The 17,104-nt window shown below is 45.0% G+C and carries 15 protein-coding genes and 1 pseudogene; 7 read left to right on the forward strand and 9 right to left on the reverse strand.

The annotated features are described in order from the left end of the window. Positions 1-8: 8 nt before the first annotated feature. A complete protein-coding gene (locus tag E0H88_RS02570) occupies positions 9-410 on the reverse strand; it encodes an MAPEG family protein (protein ID WP_092819223.1) in 402 nt (133 codons plus the stop codon). A gap of 105 nt (positions 411-515) precedes the next feature. Between E0H88_RS02570 and E0H88_RS02575 the strand changes: the two genes are divergently transcribed. Next, a complete protein-coding gene (locus E0H88_RS02575) occupies positions 516-896 on the forward strand; it encodes a hypothetical protein (protein WP_131272998.1) in 381 nt (126 codons plus the stop codon). A 47-nt stretch (positions 897-943) separates the two neighbouring features. On the opposite strand, the gene E0H88_RS02580 is transcribed toward E0H88_RS02575, so the two are convergent. From E0H88_RS02580 to E0H88_RS02605, 6 genes are all read right to left on the reverse strand, one after another. Further along, positions 944-2,620: an AMP-binding protein gene (locus E0H88_RS02580; RefSeq protein WP_131272999.1), complete on the reverse strand. Its 1,677-nt coding sequence runs from the start codon at positions 2,618-2,620 to the stop codon at positions 944-946. A 148-nt stretch (positions 2,621-2,768) separates the two neighbouring features. Next, positions 2,769-4,988, reverse strand: coding sequence for a DNA topoisomerase IV subunit A (gene parC, locus E0H88_RS02585; protein ID WP_131273000.1), 2,220 nt, complete (start codon positions 4,986-4,988; stop codon positions 2,769-2,771). A 164-nt stretch (positions 4,989-5,152) separates the two neighbouring features. Further along, positions 5,153-6,472: a niacin transporter NiaP gene (gene niaP / locus E0H88_RS02590; RefSeq protein WP_131273001.1), complete on the reverse strand. Its 1,320-nt coding sequence runs from the start codon at positions 6,470-6,472 to the stop codon at positions 5,153-5,155. A gap of 135 nt (positions 6,473-6,607) precedes the next feature. Then, positions 6,608-7,252, reverse strand: a complete 645-nt coding sequence (locus E0H88_RS02595) for a trimeric intracellular cation channel family protein (RefSeq protein WP_092819228.1) — start codon at positions 7,250-7,252, stop codon at positions 6,608-6,610. Positions 7,253-7,312: 60 nt separating this feature from the next. Next, positions 7,313-7,780 (reverse strand): YchJ family protein, encoded by a 468-nt coding sequence (locus tag E0H88_RS02600; RefSeq protein ID WP_092819229.1) that lies wholly within the window; start codon positions 7,778-7,780, stop codon positions 7,313-7,315. A gap of 84 nt (positions 7,781-7,864) precedes the next feature. Then, entirely contained in the window at positions 7,865-9,442 is a 1,578-nt protein-coding gene (locus E0H88_RS02605) for a TerC family protein (RefSeq protein WP_131273002.1), read from the reverse strand. 341 nt (positions 9,443-9,783) lie between these two features. On the opposite strand from E0H88_RS02605, the gene E0H88_RS02610 reads away from it, so the two are divergent. From E0H88_RS02610 to E0H88_RS02635, 6 genes are all read left to right on the forward strand, one after another. After that, a complete protein-coding gene (locus E0H88_RS02610) occupies positions 9,784-10,404 on the forward strand; it encodes an LOG family protein (RefSeq protein ID WP_092819252.1) in 621 nt (206 codons plus the stop codon). Between the two features lie 292 nt (positions 10,405-10,696). Beyond that, positions 10,697-12,088: a multidrug transporter subunit MdtD gene (gene mdtD, locus E0H88_RS02615; protein ID WP_092819231.1), complete on the forward strand. Its 1,392-nt coding sequence runs from the start codon at positions 10,697-10,699 to the stop codon at positions 12,086-12,088. A 65-nt stretch (positions 12,089-12,153) separates the two neighbouring features. Next, on the forward strand, positions 12,154-12,954 hold the full coding sequence (locus E0H88_RS02620) for a glycoside hydrolase family 25 protein (RefSeq protein ID WP_454495060.1): 801 nt from the start codon (positions 12,154-12,156) through the stop codon (positions 12,952-12,954). 59 nt (positions 12,955-13,013) lie between these two features. Further along, positions 13,014-14,036 (forward strand): MBL fold metallo-hydrolase, encoded by a 1,023-nt coding sequence (locus E0H88_RS02625; protein WP_131273003.1) that lies wholly within the window; start codon positions 13,014-13,016, stop codon positions 14,034-14,036. 47 nt (positions 14,037-14,083) lie between these two features. Beyond that, entirely contained in the window at positions 14,084-15,139 is a 1,056-nt protein-coding gene (gene dinB, locus E0H88_RS02630; protein WP_131273004.1) for a DNA polymerase IV, read from the forward strand. Between the two features lie 511 nt (positions 15,140-15,650). Beyond that, positions 15,651-16,010, forward strand: a complete 360-nt coding sequence (locus E0H88_RS02635) for a RidA family protein (protein WP_092819235.1) — start codon at positions 15,651-15,653, stop codon at positions 16,008-16,010. Positions 16,011-16,054: 44 nt separating this feature from the next. On the opposite strand, the gene E0H88_RS02640 is transcribed toward E0H88_RS02635, so the two are convergent. Both E0H88_RS02640 and E0H88_RS16310 read right to left on the reverse strand, forming a co-directional pair. Then, the gene (locus E0H88_RS02640) at positions 16,055-16,600 is read right to left on the reverse strand and encodes a DUF2726 domain-containing protein (RefSeq protein ID WP_092819236.1); all 546 of its coding nucleotides are present in this window, start codon (positions 16,598-16,600) and stop codon (positions 16,055-16,057) included. A gap of 347 nt (positions 16,601-16,947) precedes the next feature. Continuing rightward, positions 16,948-17,104 (reverse strand): annotated as a pseudogene (locus E0H88_RS16310) (IS30 family transposase); the annotation flags it as partial.

The following is a 17,104-nucleotide window of genomic DNA, read 5'->3' on the forward strand; positions in this document are numbered from 1 at the left end:
TTTCAGGCTCAGGTGGTTAATTTAATCACCAGCAGCAGCAGGAAAATCGGACAAAGCAAGGACAAGGTCCAGATAATGGAACGCAAAGTGGCCCAATTGGCTAAATAGCAGATGCCGTAGAAAATACGGAGTAAAATATAGGCCATACCAAAGGTCATGATCAGGTTTTGAGAAACCACCATATATTCTGCCATTAAAATCGAGGCAATAAATAAGGGTAAACTTTCAAAACTGTTTTGTTGTACCGCATTGGCACGTGCGGCCAAACCTGTGGTTCTAGCCAGAAATTCACGCGGGTTCTGGTTATCTCGTGCTTTAAAACCTGCTGCTTTTTTTGCAATTGCGGTAAAAACGTAAGGCAATAAACATGCGATTAAGATGAGATAAATTATTCCGCTAATGCTTTGCATCTCATTTTTCTCATTAAGATTTTATGCTGCCTATCATAGCATGGTGTTTTCGCAATATTTTTTGTAAATTATAGTGTTTTTATAAATGAGCAATAAGGATCCATGATGGTTAATCCTGATCAAGAGAAAATGTTTGATGTACTTGAAAAGCAGCGCCAGCATCAACCTAAAGTGGATCGGATACTCAAAGTCGTATTGCCGATTGTCGGATTTTTACTTTCGGTCATGTGCGCCAATTTCAATCGGCTTTCCCTTATTTTCACCATTGTTATTTCAATTCTCGCGCTTTGGATGGTGGGAATTAAACGTCAGGCCCTGTGGATATGGACTACCGTCGTTGCGTTCTACTGCTTGCTTGATAATTTATATAGTTTTGGTGCATTTGATTTAAAGCGATACGTTTATCAATTCGGTAGCATCACGACCTTTCTATGGATTACGGGTATAGCACGTCCCTATATTGATCGATGGATGTTGAAAGATTAAAGCCCAAATAAAAAAGCGCCGATCACGGCGCTTTTTTATTGCAGTATTTATGCAGTTTTACGCAAGTCTTTACGCAAGATTTTACCCACGTTGGACTTTGGCAATTCATCTATAAACTCAACATAACGTGGGCGTTTGTAGCCGGTTAAGTTTTCTTTAGCGAAAGCAAGTACTTCTTCTGTGGTGAGTGACGGCTCTTTTTTCACTACAAACAGTTTAGGCACTTCACCTGATTTTTCGTCAGGTACACCAATCGCAGCAACTTCCAGCACTTTAGGGTGCTTAGAAATTACTTCTTCAATTTCTGAAGGATAAACGTTAAAGCCAGACACCAAGATCATGTCTTTTTTACGATCGACAATCTTGATATAGCCGCGAGCATCCATGATACCGATATCACCGGTACGGAAGAAACCGTTGATCATCACTTTTTCAGTTTCATCTGGACGGTTCCAGTAACCTTTCATGACTTGTGGACCACGAATAGAGATTTCACCCTGTTCGCCAAGCGGCACTTCATTGCCGTCATCATCCAAAATAGCCACTTCAGTCAACGGTAATGGAATACCAATGGTACCGCTAAATTCAGTGGATTGCGGTGGATTGGCTGTTGCAACAGGTGAAGTTTCAGATAAACCGTAACCTTCAATAATATTCGTACCGGTAACTTTCTTCCATGCTTCAGCAGTAGAAGGCAATACCGCCATACCACCGCCCATCGCCATTTTCAGTTTGCTATGGTCAAGCTGTTTGAATTCTTCATTATTTACCAAGGCATTAAACAGGGTGTTTACTGCCGGGAAGAATGACGGCTGGTATTTACGCAGTTCTTTCATTACTGCTGGCAAGTCACGCGGGTTTGGAATAAGCACGTTCGCCTGACCTTTATACATGCCGTACAACGCACATACCATGAATGCAAAGATGTGATAAAGCGGCAAGGCACAGAAAATACGGTCATCCGGTTGCCCATCTTGAGCACCAAATTTACTTTGGAAAATACCGTCACACTGCAACATGTTCGCAACCAGATTGCGATGCGTCAGTTCAGCACCTTTCGAAACACCCGTGGTACCGCCGGTATATTGAAGTACGGCTGTATCACTCAGTGTAAGATTAGGACGTTTATAGTTGCTTGGATTCACTTTAGACATTGCCGCGTTAAAACGGATATGTCCTGGAATATTCCAGGCTGGAATTTGCTTGCGTACTGAACGCAACACAAAATTCACTAATGTACCTTTTAAGGCACCCAGCATGTCGCCCACAGAGGCAACAACCACGTGCTTCACAGGAGTTTTACCAATAATCGCCTGGTAAACAGAGGCAAAGTTTTCAATAATCACCAGCACTTCAGAACCGGAGTCATTTAACTGATGCTCAAGTTCACGAGAAGTATAAAGCGGGTTCACGTTTACAAGGACTAGACCTGCACGGAAAATCCCCAATGCGACAACAGGATATTGAAGGACGTTTGGCATCATCACCGCCACACGTGTACCTTTTGCCAAACCTAAACTTTGCAGATAAGTCGCAAATTTACGGCTTGCTTCTTCCAACTCACTAAAAGTGAGAACTTTATCCATAAAAATAAAGGCGTCACGTGAGCCAAATTTCTGGAAATTGCGCTCAAATACATCAACCAATGAGGTATTTTCAGCTGGTAATTCTACAGTTTCCGGAATCCCGGTCTTCTGGTATTCAGCGAACCAAATCTTTTCCATAATGCCTATCACTCCAATCTTAATCCTTAGTTTTTAAACTGTTTTTTTCTTTGCTGAACCTGGTTTTTTCCTTTTGTATTGTTCAACAAAGCATCCATTTGCACGAATTACACCATATATAGCCTATTTCGTATTGGGGATGCTAGTTTTATCTTTGAATGAACAGTTTATTTGCTTTTTGATATCCTCGTGGTAAGAGTTGACCTTTAGTGCCTCGCTTACCAATATATTTTTGAAGATCATCACCTTTTAGTTTTAATTGTTGCTGTCCAGCAACCACTTGAATTATTTCATCTAAATTTAACATTGTCATGGATACGATTTGATCTTTTGCCTCGAGTTGTATCAATTTGTTACCTTTACCCTTACTCAGGCTTGGCAATTCTGACAAATCGACCACCAGCATTCGGCCGGCTGAACTGAGTAAGGCCACATGAGTCGCCTGTTCTACTGCTTGCAGTGGCATCGCTTTGCTATCGTCAGGCACAGTCAGAAAGGATTTACCTGCCTTGGCATTGGTATCCAGTTGTTTCGCCTGGGTTTTAAAACCATAGCCTTTGGAACTTAAGGCCAGAATTTCAGCTTCATCCTCGGCAATAAACACCTGAAGGAACCCCACCCCGCTGGCCGGAGAAAGTTTGGAACTTAAAGGTTCACCCAAACCCCGTGCCGATGGCAGCGTGTTAATGGCCAGTGCATAACTGCGACCGGTTTCGTCCAGCACATAGACTTTCTGATTGGATTTACCTTGGGCATGACTTAAATATTGGTCACCGGCACGGAAATTCAGGTTTTCGGCATCGACCTCATGACCTTTGGCAGAACGGATCCAGCCTGCTTCAGACAACACGACCGTTACAGGATCGGCCGGCAACATGTCCTGTTCATTAATGGCAAGTGCCTCGGCACGACGCACGATTGGTGAACGGCGGTCATCACCGAATTTTTTCGCATCTTCTTTCAGCTCATTAATGATCAATGCTTTTAAAGATTCAGGATTGGCCAGCTGCTCGCGGATAATGGCAGCACGCGCTTCCAGCTCTTCCTGTTCACGGCGCATTTCCATTTCTTCAAGTCTGGCCAAATGACGTAACTTGAGTTCTAAAATGGCTTCGGCCTGAATTTCGTCAATATTGAAATGGGACATCAGCACCGGTTTCGGCTGATCTTCTTCACGAATAATGCGAATCACTTCATCAATATTTAAATAGGCAATGATCAGACCCGCGAGAATGTGCAGGCGTTTTTCAATTTTATTTAAATGGTATTGCAGACGGCGCGTCACTGTGGTTTTACGGATTTCAATCCATTCCAGCAAAATGCGGCGAATCGATTTCACTTGTGGACGGCCATCAGCACCAATCATGTTCATGTTGACGCGATAGCTGGATTCCAGATCGGTCGTCGCAAATAAATGGCTCATCACTGCTTCGGCATCAATGCGGTTGGAACGCAGCACGATCACCAGACGGGTTGGATTCTGATGATCCGATTCGTCCCGCAAGTCACTGACCAAAGGCAGTTTTTTTGCCTGCATCTGATCGGCAATCTGGGTAATGACCTTGGAACCCGACACCTGATACGGCAGGTCGGTAATCACGATTTCATTTTTTTCAATCTTATACACCGCACGCATACGGTAACTGCCACGTCCTGTGGTCTGTACTTTAAGCAGTTCTTCAGGGGCAGTAATAATTTCGGCTTTGGTCGGCAAATCTGGGGCTGGAATATATTCCGCCACTTTTTCATCGGACAGGTTCGGATTGCGAATCAGGGCAATGGTGCCTTTCACCACTTCACGCAGGTTATGCGGTGGAATGTCGGTAGCCATCCCCACGGCAATCCCGGTGGTGCCGTTCAATAAAATATTGGGCACACGCGCAGGCAAGTTCACTGGCTCTTTCAGGGAACCATCAAAGTTGTCCTGCCAGTCACAGGTACCCTGCCCCAGTTCAGACAACAGCACTTCGCTGTATTGCGACAGTTTGGCTTCGGTATAACGCATTGCCGCAAAGGATTTCGGGTCATCCGGCGAACCCCAGTTGCCTTGACCTTCAATAAAAGGATAACGGTAACTGAATGGCTGTGCCATCAGCACCATGGCTTCATAACAGGCAGAATCACCATGCGGATGGTACTTACCCAGTACATCACCGACGGTACGGGCAGATTTTTTCGGCTTGCCGCTATGCTTTAAGCCCAGTTCACTCATGGCATAGACAATACGGCGCTGTACCGGTTTTAAACCGTCACTGATATGCGGCAATGCACGGTCCATAATCACGTACATGGCATAGTTAAGGTAAGCTTGTTCAGTAAATTCGGCTACGGAACGATTTTCTGTCGCATGATGCACAAGGCTGGTCATAAAAGCGTGAAATCCTAAATAATTCGTTTTTGTATCTACGTTGTTATGCTATGTCGCAGCTGCGGACTACACAAGGGCAGTAACCCACACTCTGCGACAAATTGTGTCTTATGGACTAAAAATATCCATTTTATAATAACCAATCAACTAAAAAACAAGCAATTTTATAAGCCAATCGACTCTAAGGTCTTACCTTTGGTTTCTTCACCCAGCAGCAGAATGATCAGCGCCACGGCAATTAAAACGGCGGTAAACATCATAAAGACATAGCTGAAACCTTGCTCCATGACCATCATATGCGTCACGGCGAAAGGAGCCAGAATACCGCCAATACGGCCAATTGCACCGGCCCAGCCTGAACCGAAAGCACGGATATTGGCAGGATACTGTTCTGGGGTATAGGTGTATAACACGCCCCAGGCGCCCAGGTTAAAGAAGGACATCAAACAGCCCCACAGCACAATCTGGGTCACATTGTCGGACTGGCCAAAGAAATAGGCCGACACCGCACACATGGCAATGAAACCGGCCAGGGTTGCCTTGCGTCCGAGTTTTTCCACCAGCCATGCTGCAGCAATATAACCCGGCAACTGGGCCAGAATCATTACCAGCACATACTCAAAAGACTGCACGATGGTATAGCCTTCTTTGACCAGTAAACTTGGTAGCCAGGTGAAAATGCCATAATAAGAAAATACGATACCAAACCAGATTAACCACAGCATGAGGGTACGGCGTGCAAAAATGCCGGACCAGAGTTGAGCGAAGCTAATATCATGCTTTTCAGCCACTGGTTTGACTTCAAAAATTTCAATGACTTCCACGCCACATTGCGCTTCAATTTTTTTCACCAAGGCATGCGCTTCTTTATGTCGACCCCGGTTAATTAAATAGGGAACGGATTCAGGTACCATTTTCCAGATCACGATGGCATACAGTGCAGGAATACCCCCTATCAGGAAAGCAGCATGCCAGCCAAAATCGGGAATCACAAAACGTGAAACCAGAGCCGCAACCAGCCAGCCCAAACCCCAAAAACTTTCCAACAATACAATAAAGCGTCCGCGGACATGGGCTGGAATATATTCACTCACCAGCGTTACGGCCACAGGTAGCTGACCACCCAATCCAAGCCCCACAATAAAACGGAACACCAGCAGCCAGGTCAGGTTCGGCGCAAAGGCACAAGCCGCAGTTGCCAGGCTATAAATGACCAGAGTGGAAGCAAAGACTGTTTTACGTCCCCAGCGATCCGCAAGACCGCCTGAACACACCGCCCCAATCGCCATTCCAATAAAACCAATGGAAACCACCCAGCTTTTATCATCCGGCGTCATGGCCCAGTCTTCGGCCATTTTGGCCAGAATAAAGGAAATTAATCCGGTATCCATGGCATCAAACATCCAGCCCAGACCAATCACCCATAGCAAGGTATAGTGAAACTTACCAATCGGTAAACGTTGTATACGTGAGACTAAATCCATAACAAGAGCTCTGATTTGGTGAAAGAATGCATGCTGCTTTCCCAACAGGATTTATTGTTGTATTAATTTTTATACGCCAATTTGCAGATGATGACCGCTCATTTCGTCGGTCATTCATCATATTAAGGCAATATTCTAGGAAGCATCTTTGGAAGATGCAGACTGGTCGTCGTCATCTTTATAGATAAATTTCGGCATTTCCAGACCAAAATAAATAGCGATGCAGCGCAAAGAGAAACCGAAGATCAAGGTCGAAATGACCGTGATTTCCAGCGAGAAGCCAATTTCCTGACAAACCCAGTAACAAATTACGGAAACAAAGGAAATACTGGCATACAGTTCACGGCGGAACACCAATGGCACATCGTTACACAGAATATCGCGCAGAATACCGCCGGAAACGCCGGTCAGGACGCCAGCGACGGCGGAAACCACAAAACCATGCCCCATCTCCAGGGCAATCTGACAGCCAATGATGGTAAAACCGATTAAACCCAGGGCATCAAGAATCAGGAAGATGGAACGTAAATGGCGCATCCATTTGGCAATCAGGATGGTGACAAAGGCAGCACAACAGGTCAGCACCAGATATTCCGGATGCTTGACCCAGGTCAGCGGATAATGCCCAAGCAATACATCCCGGACCGAACCACCGCCCAGCGCAGTCACGCAGGCAATCAGCGTTACCCCAAACCAATCCATACTACGCCGACCTGCCGACAGTGCTCCTGTCATGGCTTCAGCCGTAATCGCAATAATATAAATGACCAATAGCAACATTGCCCTGCTTCCACTGAGGGTTATCGATGCGCGCTATTCTAAGGCAAATTCAGGTGAAAATTACAAAAATTGCGCACAACATTGCTTAAATTTTTTCCCTGAACCGCAAATACACGGCTGTTTCATGGTGATTTGCATGTTTGTGGTCGGATCAAGGAAATACCAGGCATCTGCATGCTTCACAAAATGTGAAACTTCATGATGGACCTGCGCCTGATTGCCATCGTGATAATGGGCCTTGAATTCGACCTGGGCATGGTTCTTGTCCAGTTTTTCCCGGGCCTGAACGACTTCCAGCTTGAGCCACTGATTGGCCTTGCTCCAGTCACGAATTGCCGCCACATCCAGCGCCTGTTGCTGGCCTAAGGCTGTGGTTTTCACAATATAGTCAATTTCATGCCGGGCAAAGGCACTATAACGCGAACGCATCAATTGTTCTGCACTTTGTGCTTTGAGCTGCCCCAAATGCAAGGGCTGGCAACAGCGGGCATACTCCCCTGCACCACATGGACACTTTTCTTCTGACATCAATTTTTTCCAATAAAATAGCCCGACTCTGCGGGCTATTTTAATTCAATCTCGGGGTTGAAAGATCATCTGTGCAGGATGAAATTAACTTTCAGGTTCATTTTGATTGAGCGGGATAATATGGACCTTATCAATTTTATGGCCATTCATCGTCACCACTTCAAAAATGTGTTCGTCGGCTTCCAGTTTCTCGCCGCTTTCCGGCAGACGTCCTAGATGGAACAGGATATAACCGGACAAGGTCGAATACTGTTCGGACTCATCCACCAGATCACGGTTTAACAGTAAGGAAACATGACGAATATCGGTAGAACCTTCCAGGATTAAAGTTCCATCTTCCAGACTTTCTGCTGCAGTTTCAAATTCATCTTCATCCGGGAATTCACCGGCAATGGCTTCTAGCACATCAATCGGAGTGGCAATCCCTTCAATCGAACCGTATTCATTCAGTACAATCGCCATTTGCAGCGGTGCCTGACGCAATTGCTCCATCACCATCAATACCTGGGCATTTTCATGCATGATGACTGGCTCGCGTAAATGGCCTTCAAAATTCAGTTTTCCGGTTTCGATATATTCGTTCATGACTTTATGGGTCAGTACCACACCGGCAATATTATCCAGCTCACCATGCGCCACAATTAAACGCGAATGGGTCGTGCTTAATAACTGCTCTTTAATGGAGGCTTCGTCTTCATCCAGATCAATCCATTCCAGTTCCGGACGCGGTGTCATCACCGATTTGACTGGCCGCTCCGACAGTCCAAGCACGCCTTGCACCAGCACACTATGGTAAACCCCGTTGTCTTCATCAAAAACCTCATCGGCAAAGGCACGGGTCGCCAGCACATCTTCGGCTTCATTGTTTTGCGATTCGCTTTTCCCCCCCAGCATGCGCATGACGGCAGAAGCGGTGCGGTAACGCAGGTCTGTCGTGGTCACCATCCGCTCCTGGTTACGGCGCATGGTCTGGTTGATAAATTCGACAATCACCGAGAAACCAATCGCGGCGTATAGATAGCCTTTAGGAATATGGAAACCGAAGCCTTCTACAATGAGAGAGAAACCAATCATCATCAGGAAGCCGAGGCACAGAATCACCACGGTCGGATGTCTGTTGACAAAGGTCATCAGCGGTTTGGATGCCCACAGCATGATCCCGACTGCAATCACCACTGCAATCATCATCACCGACAGGTCTTTGACCATGCCGACTGCGGTAATCACGCTATCCAGAGAGAATACGGCATCCAGTACCACAATCTGGACGATCACCATCCAGAACGCTGCATGCACCGGGTTTTCTTCTTTCTGCGGTTGGGCGCCTTCTATGCGCTCATGCAGTTCCATGGTGCCTTTAAATAACAGGAATACGCCACCAAACAGCAAAATCAGGTCACGGCCGGAAAAAGGATGGTCCAGAACGTGGAATAGTGGCTGGGTCAAGGTCACCACCCAGGCAATGGAGGCCAGTAAAACCAACCGCATACACAAGGCCAAAACCAAGCCGACGATACGGCCTGCATTACGCTGTTCCGGAGGCAGTTTTTCTGCCAGAATGGCAATAAAAACCAGGTTGTCGATACCCAGTACAATTTCTAAAACCACTAAAGTTGCCAGTCCAATCCATGCCGATGGATCTGACATCCATTCAAAGATCATTGGATGTTCTCCTGTGCAGGATGATGAAGGACTGATTTTTGAAGGTTCATATTAAAATCGCTGAATATGCGATGAACAGCATTCTTTGTATTTTTTACGGAAGCATTGAAGTGTTCAGAGCGAGGACAACCACTACTCATGTTAATTCATTTATTGGAAAACAGATTTTTAGTATAGCAAGATGAAGTAGAAATTCATCCCTTTTTGCGTACCGGGCTGTTTTTCGCTCACCCAATATCAACAAATCTTTGCAAAGTCAGTATAAGGCTGATCACGACCTGTCATATTTAACCATTAAGCTAGAGACTGAAAAAATAAAATGCTATGGTAAAAATATAATGATGAACAGTGTATTAAAAATGACTCCCAAACATAACAATCCTACTCCCAAAACAACTCAACCTTTAATTGCACTCTACTGTGGTTCACGTTCAGGCAATAAACCGATTTATCAGGAAAAAGCCGTGGCTTTGGCTCAGGCACTGGCGGACCTGGGTTTCGGCATGGTCTATGGCGGCGCAAGTATAGGCCTCATGGGGCAAGTGGCAGATGCCGTCAGACAGCGTGGCGGTGAAACGGTCGGTGTGATCCCTGAATTTATGCTGGATTATGAAATTGCACATCACCAGCTGACCGAATTACACATTGTACAAAGCATGCATGAACGCAAGGCCATGATGGCTGAGCGTGCCAGTGCTTTTGTCGCTTTGCCCGGCGGCTTGGGCACGTTTGAAGAAATCCTGGAAATTGCCACCTGGGGGCAGTTAAATCAGCACCAGAAACCCATGATGCTCTATAACGTGAATGGCTTTTATGATGCCTTGATTAACCAGCTCGATCATGCCGTCAGTGAAGGCTTTTTACCGCCGCAGCATCGCGCTAAACTGATTATCTGCAATCATGCCGATCAGATTATCAATGCCATTAAAAATCTGGATGCACCAAAGCACTTTGCCATTTAAACCGATGTCCGAATACAAAAAGTGAGCTTACGGCTCGCTTTTTTTAAAGTTCAATTGAGCAGCTGTAAACATTAATCCCGAAGCCCTGTATCAAGCTGCGAATACTGAATTTGCTCTGATCGAGTTTTTATTTGATTTAACTTTCAACTTTTTTATAACGCTGATCTTGTGCATGAACACCCCTCCCATTTCTGGACCAATTCATCTTCCTGGCTATGAATAGCACAACTTTTTCTTACACCCTCTTGAACGGATTGCTTTAAACTCTGTAAAAAATCGCTTTAATATTGTTATGAACGCCACCCCTTCGCATCAAGCCCTGCAACCTGAATTCCGACTGCTGGTTCTGTTGGTATCAATCGGTTTTTTTATGCAAGGTTTGGACACCACCATTGTCAATACCGCAATTCCGGCCATGGCAGCCAATCTGGCTGAAGATCCGCTGCAGATGCATAGCGTGGTGGTAGCCTATGTGCTGTCGGTAGCAGCCTGTATTCCCTTAAGCGGCTGGCTGGCCGACCGTTTTGGCGTGCGCAATACCTACTTTGCCGCCATCATTATTTTTACTCTTGCCTCACTGGGCTGCGGACTGTCCAGCAGTTTAAACCAGCTGCTCTTTTATCGGGTAATTCAGGGCATTGGCGGTGCCTTGTTACTTCCTGTAGGCCGGCTGGCAATGCTCAAAGTCATTCCGCGTACCCAGTTTTTATCTGCCATGAGCTTGATGAGCCTGGCCGGCCTGATGGGTCCCCTGATTGGCCCGACACTGGGCGGATGGATGGTCGAAGTGGCAACATGGCACTGGATTTTTTTAATTAATATTCCGATGGGGCTTTTAGGGGTTCTCATCACCTTTAAAGCCATGCCCAACGTGACCGAGCCTGGCGTCAAGCCATTTGATTTTTCAGGTTTTATTTTGCTGGTGATTGCCATGGTGGGTCTTTCACTGGGCATTGAAAATTTTGCCAGCCCTCATCAATCGTTATGGTGGAGTATGGGTCTGGTGCTTGCGGGTGTATTGGCAGCGATTATCTATGCCATTCATGCACATACGCATCACAACGCGCTGTTCCGGAGCACATTATTCAGCAATAAAATTTATGCCATTGGCATTATAGGGAATTTCTTCGCCCGCCTGGGCGGCAATGCCATGCCTTTCCTGCTCCCCCTGATGTTGCAGGTCGCCTTTGGCTTTGAACCGTTTATTACCGGCCTGTTGATGATTCCGACCGTGCTCGGTTCGCTCGCCTCCAAGCCGATTATCCGCCAGATTATTCAACGCTTTGGTTATCGTCAGGTATTGCTGGTCAATACCTTATTGGTCGGCGCATGTATTGCCAGTTTTGCCCTTACCACGGCGGATACGCCGATCTGGTTAAGAGCCTTACATTTCTTTGTCTTCGGCATGCTGAATTCTTTGCAGTTTGTTTCCATGAATACCCTGACGCTCAAAGATTTACCCCAGCAGGATGCCAGCAGTGGCAACAGCTTTTTATCCATGATCATGATGGTCTCGATGAGTATTGGCGTGGCATTAGCCGGAACCTTGGTCAATGTCTTTAGCGCCTATTTCGGTAGCGAGCAGATCGTGACGGCTTTTCACAGCACCTTAATTTTCCTCGGCTGCATTAACCTGATTACCGCAGCCATTTTCTGGCAAATTCCACGTCATACCCAGATATAATCATACGCTATCAGAAACAGCGTGGTCTGAATGTTCAGATCGCGTTATCATGTATTTGATAAATCATGCCTAAATTATCTATGCCTAAAAAACGATTCGCCAAAAACAGTCATAAAAAGCTCTACGCCTCTTGCATGGGCTTGGGACTGATTTGCGCTGCAATCGTATTGTATGTTTTTGTCTTGCATCATAATCCTGCTTCAGCACAGGAATATCCGGTCAAAGGTTTTGATGTTTCACATCATCAGGGTGACATTCAGTGGCAGCAGATTTCCCCGCAGCGTTATCAATTTATCTATCTGAAAGCCACGGAAGGCGGCGATTTTAAAGACCGAAAATTTCAGGACTACTGGTTACAGGCACGTGAACATGGCTTGCTGGTCGGTGCCTATCATTTTTACCGTTTATGCCGGGATGGCGAAATTCAGGCGCAAAATTTTATTGAAACCGTACCGAATAAAGCCGATGCCTTGCCCCCGGTGATTGATCTGGAATATGACAGTAACTGCATCAACACCTATACCCGGGAACAACTGCTGAAAGAAATTCAGGTCATGCATGATCGGCTGTATCAGCACTATGGCAAGCAACCGATTTTCTATATTTCCAAGTCATTCTATAACATTGTTCTGGCGGGAGAGTTTTCAAAAACACCGCTCTGGGTCCGTGAATATCACGGCAAGCCCGATTTAAAAGGCAAGCCAAAATGGCTGTTCTGGCAGCATACCAATCAGGGTACCATCAAGGGTATTAACAAAGCGGTCGACTTAAACGTGTTTAATGGGGATGAGGATGACTGGACACGCTTTTTAGAACGCAATGGAATCTATCCACTTAAAAAAGTTGAAAATTTACCCCAAAAATAACAGGATAAGTCCACCTGTAACCACAATAAAAAATAAAACTGCATAAAAATGGGAAATTTATGGCAAATCAAAAAGGATTTTGGCGCGTGGCAGTAGGCATCAGCATACTCGTTGGGGTGGCTGCTGTCGTTTTACTCCTGCAACCTTCAGGTCAGATGTCGAATTTTCAAAAATGGCAATATCAAGCCTCTGAAAAAGCGGCTGCACCTGCAACGCTTCAGGTCAAATTCTTTGGCGTTTCCACCCTGCTTTTTGATGATGGCAAAACCCAAGTGCTGATTGACGGTTTCTTTAGCCGTCCTTCCATTGCACAGGTACTGTTCACCAAAATTCAAAGTCAGCCTCAAGTCATTCAACATATCATGCAACAGCAGCAGTTACAGCGCACCCAAGCCATTTTCGTGACCCATTCACATTATGACCATGCGCTGGATATTGCCGAATTCGGGAAACAGTTGCCAAACAGTAAAATTATCGGTTCACGCAGCACTTTAAATATCGCCCGGGGCGGACAGGTTTCAGAACGGCAATTGCTCCTGGTGCAGCCTTTAAGACCTATGATGTTTGGCCAGTTCAGAGTCACCGCCATTCCGTCACAACATACCCCACCTACTGCCGTGAATAATGACCTGGGTGAAGAAATTACCCAGCCGCTGCAACTTCCTGCCCATTTCTCGGCATTTAAAGAAGGCCATAGTTTTGACTATCTGATTGAACATTCAGGTCAGCGCATTTTAGTCAAAGCCAGTACGGGTGCTGTACCGGATCAACTGAAAAATTTAAAAGTGGATACTTTATTTTTAGGCATTGCCCAGCTGTCACGCCAATCGGAACAATTTCAGCAAAACTATCTGGATCAAACCCTGAGAACCTTACAACCTAAAGTCGTGGTACCGCTTCATTGGGATAACTTTTTCCAGCCAATTGACCAGCCTTTGGAATTTTTACCGTACCTGGCAGACAATACTGAACAAAGTTTAAAAATACTGATTCGGGCAGCCGAACAACAACGCACCCGGCTGGTTTTACTTAGTCAACCTGTGTCGTATCCACTTGATCCTGCTCTACAATCTGATCGGTGAAGATGAGATACTGAAGCCCAGCACGTACAGGCAGAGTTTGGGACTGCATGAGAAAAATCATTCACATCGATATGGATGCCTTTTTTGCATCCGTAGAACTCAAAGACCGGCCGGAGTTACAACATTTGCCGGTGGTCGTGTCTTCACATCATCCACGGGCAGTCATTTGTGCAGCGTCCTACCCTGCGCGCGAGTTCGGCTTGCGCTCTGCCATGTCGATGGCACAAGGCCGAAAGCTTTGTCCCCACGTGGTCATCATTGAACCCGATTTTGAAAAATATCGTGCTATTTCTGCACAAATTCATCAGGTATTTCAAGGTTATACTCCGCTGATTGAACCCTTGTCTTTAGATGAAGCCTATCTGGATGTCACAGAAAATCTGAAAAATATTCCGAGTGCCACAGAAGTGGCCATGCGTATACGGGAAGATATTTTCAAAGTTACCGGTTTAACTGCCTCTGCCGGGGTCGCACCCAATAAATTTTTAGCCAAAATTGCTTCGGACTGGAACAAACCGGATGGCATTTGTGTCATTAGGCCATCCCAGGTGCAGAATTTTATTCAGGATTTACCGCTAAAGAAAATTCCCGGTGTAGGAAAAGTGATGCAAGAAAAGCTCAAGCGGCTGCAATTGCAAACGCTGGGAGATTTACAAAAAATTGAGCAAAATGTATTGGTTCAGCATTTTGGCAAATATGGCAAACGACTTTTTCTCTATGCCCAGGGGATTGATGAACGGCCTGTACAAGTTGAACGTGAACGCCAGCAAATTTCCAAGGAAACCACCTTTGATGATGACCTGACCTTAATCCAATGCCAGAATGCTTGGCCTCGACTGATTGATCAGGTCTGGAGCAGTTTGGAGAGAAAGCAACTCTGTGCACGCGGGGTTTCAGCCAAACTCAAGTTAAAAAATTTTCAGGTCTTGCAACACAGCAAAAGTTTCAAACAGCCTTTACAAAATCGGCAACAACTGGAACAGGTACTACAACAGCTAATCACTGAAATGCATATTCCGGAAAGTTATCAGTTTCGCCTGATTGGCGTTGGGCTGTACCAGCTTTCGGAGCAGCAGGATCAGTCACAGCTTTCACTCTGGTAGTATTTGCACGTTTTTCAATCAAAAGAATGAAATTAGACCAATTAATCATACACAAACATGATTTTTGCGGTACTCTATGGGCGCGATACATTTATCCATGTAAACGCCGAGATGCTAAAAATCACCTTTACTTTTAGCATGCTGTCCTGTGATTGGCGTGACGATCAAATCCGAATGTTACAGGGCAACTCTGTTGAACCGCATGGACTCTCCATCACATCTCTTCTGCATTTTTTATACACTCTCAAAAAACAGCATATTTTCATACTGCACTGAATCATTTTATCAATGCTGCTGTAAATCCGTCTGATTTGCTCCGGTATGTTCTGATTTTCCTCCCTGTTAATTTTAAAAATATCTTCCGTGACAGTTTCAGCTCCATCATGGCTGCCCCGATAAATGATTTACGCTAAAGGCGCATGGCATTATGATATTGCCATCTACTAGGCTGCAGGCTATGTGCCCACACTATAGCGCTTAGCAACTATGCCGAAAATAAAGGACTCTTATTATGACAGTACAACGTCTGCACGTTGAAAAGCGCTTTTCTGAAATTGCCATTTCAGGCAACCTGGTCCATCTGGCGGGTCAATTGGCTGCGGATACAACGCTAGACATTAAAGGTCAAACCCGGCAAACACTGGAAATTATTGATCGCTTGCTGGCAGATGCCGGTACAGACAAGAGTCAGATTATGTCGGTGACCATTTATTTAAAAGATATTGAAAATGACTACGCAGCGATGAATGAAATCTGGGATGCCTGGGTCGCTGATATTGAAGCCCTGCCTCGCACCTGTGTCGAAGCCAAGCTGTATGCCCCTGATGTTTTGGTGGAAATGACCGTCACTGCTGTGCGTGCATCAAATTAAAAGCAAAAAAATAAGCATGAACAGTCATTCATGCTTATGCTGATTTAACCTAACATTCGGATTTTCTTTCGTCCCAAATCTGGATAAAACTCATACTTTTTTATTGTAGCTTCTGTTAACTCATCCAGCTGAAAATCAGCAGGGTTTTCAATTAAAAAATCTTGTCTTAACTGAAAATATTCCGGTACATCTTCATAGCGAATCACCCGATATCCAGCCATCGCCAACAGCGCATCCTGATATTGGGCATTTTGCGGATGCCTTAAAGCCATCGGATCATCCAGTGCAATAATGGCAGAAACCTGATGATGTTCATCTAAAATCACAAAATCTGCCACCATGTTACGATATTTATGGCGGGTACGGCTGTATTTGGTCGTCAACAAGGCATCAAATGAAACATGCGTCAACACTGTGCTGTGCGGCAATATTTCTTTGAGACGTGTAAAAGTTATCTGTTCACTAATATTAAAAATAGCTCTTTGTTTTAAAGCACTATCTTGCTGTTTAGCACTACCTTCCAGACTTTTCCAAGCCTTCAGCAGAACGCCAAACAGAAGTAAACTTCCGACCAAAATATAAATTATCATCCTCTTAATCCTTTAATTTTTTATAGTCTTTTCCGGTGTCACACCGATGATTGTTATAAAATTCAGTATACAACAATTATTTTTATTAAATATTTCAAGTAAACAAACTGCATTTAATCATGACAAAATCATCATAAATGCTGACAAAAAGTTGTACTGATTTTATTTTTACCTCTATGTCCAAATTGAATCCATTTTCAGACACAAAACAACTGTATCGCAAGGCACAGTAGGGATGCAAGATTACTTTTTGAGATTGTCCTACAATTCCGACGAACTGTTTCATTCGCCATTAATTTTTTAACTTAATGATAAAAAAAGAACGCCGGAGCGCTCTTTTTTATTTCTTAGATTAGCATTTGAAGTGCAACACCATGTTGTTGCCATAATACCTGACTCGGACTTTTAAAGCCGAGTCTTTTTCTTGGGCGATGATTCAAACGTTGAGTGATTTCTGCAATATATTCATCCGTATAGGCATTTAAATTACTGCCTTTTTTAATA

Origin of the sequence: Acinetobacter sp. ANC 4216, from assembly GCF_004331195.1 — a bacterium.
Taxonomy (GTDB): domain Bacteria; phylum Pseudomonadota; class Gammaproteobacteria; order Pseudomonadales; family Moraxellaceae; genus Acinetobacter; species Acinetobacter kookii.

Bases quoted from the DNA above. Each gene is read 5' to 3' on its own strand.
- E0H88_RS02620 (WP_454495060.1), top strand. From the start codon at position 12,154: ATGCCTAAATTATCTATGCCTAAAAAACGATTCGCCAAAAACAGTCAT.
- parC (WP_131273000.1), bottom strand. From the start codon at position 4,988: ATGACCAGCCTTGTGCATCATGCGACAGAAAATCGTTCCGTAGCCGAA.
- dinB (WP_131273004.1), top strand. From the start codon at position 14,084: ATGAGAAAAATCATTCACATCGATATGGATGCCTTTTTTGCATCCGTA.
- E0H88_RS02625 (WP_131273003.1), top strand. From the start codon at position 13,014: ATGGCAAATCAAAAAGGATTTTGGCGCGTGGCAGTAGGCATCAGCATA.
- E0H88_RS02595 (WP_092819228.1), bottom strand. From the start codon at position 7,252: ATGTTGCTATTGGTCATTTATATTATTGCGATTACGGCTGAAGCCATG.
- E0H88_RS02610 (WP_092819252.1), top strand. From the start codon at position 9,784: ATGAACAGTGTATTAAAAATGACTCCCAAACATAACAATCCTACTCCC.
- niaP (WP_131273001.1), bottom strand. From the start codon at position 6,472: ATGGATTTAGTCTCACGTATACAACGTTTACCGATTGGTAAGTTTCAC.
- E0H88_RS02575 (WP_131272998.1), top strand. From the start codon at position 516: ATGGTTAATCCTGATCAAGAGAAAATGTTTGATGTACTTGAAAAGCAG.
- E0H88_RS02635 (WP_092819235.1), top strand. From the start codon at position 15,651: ATGACAGTACAACGTCTGCACGTTGAAAAGCGCTTTTCTGAAATTGCC.
- E0H88_RS02640 (WP_092819236.1), bottom strand. From the start codon at position 16,600: ATGATAATTTATATTTTGGTCGGAAGTTTACTTCTGTTTGGCGTTCTG.
- E0H88_RS02600 (WP_092819229.1), bottom strand. From the start codon at position 7,780: ATGTCAGAAGAAAAGTGTCCATGTGGTGCAGGGGAGTATGCCCGCTGT.
- E0H88_RS02605 (WP_131273002.1), bottom strand. From the start codon at position 9,442: ATGATCTTTGAATGGATGTCAGATCCATCGGCATGGATTGGACTGGCA.
- E0H88_RS02570 (WP_092819223.1), bottom strand. From the start codon at position 410: ATGCAAAGCATTAGCGGAATAATTTATCTCATCTTAATCGCATGTTTA.
- mdtD (WP_092819231.1), top strand. From the start codon at position 10,697: ATGAACGCCACCCCTTCGCATCAAGCCCTGCAACCTGAATTCCGACTG.
- E0H88_RS02580 (WP_131272999.1), bottom strand. From the start codon at position 2,620: ATGGAAAAGATTTGGTTCGCTGAATACCAGAAGACCGGGATTCCGGAA.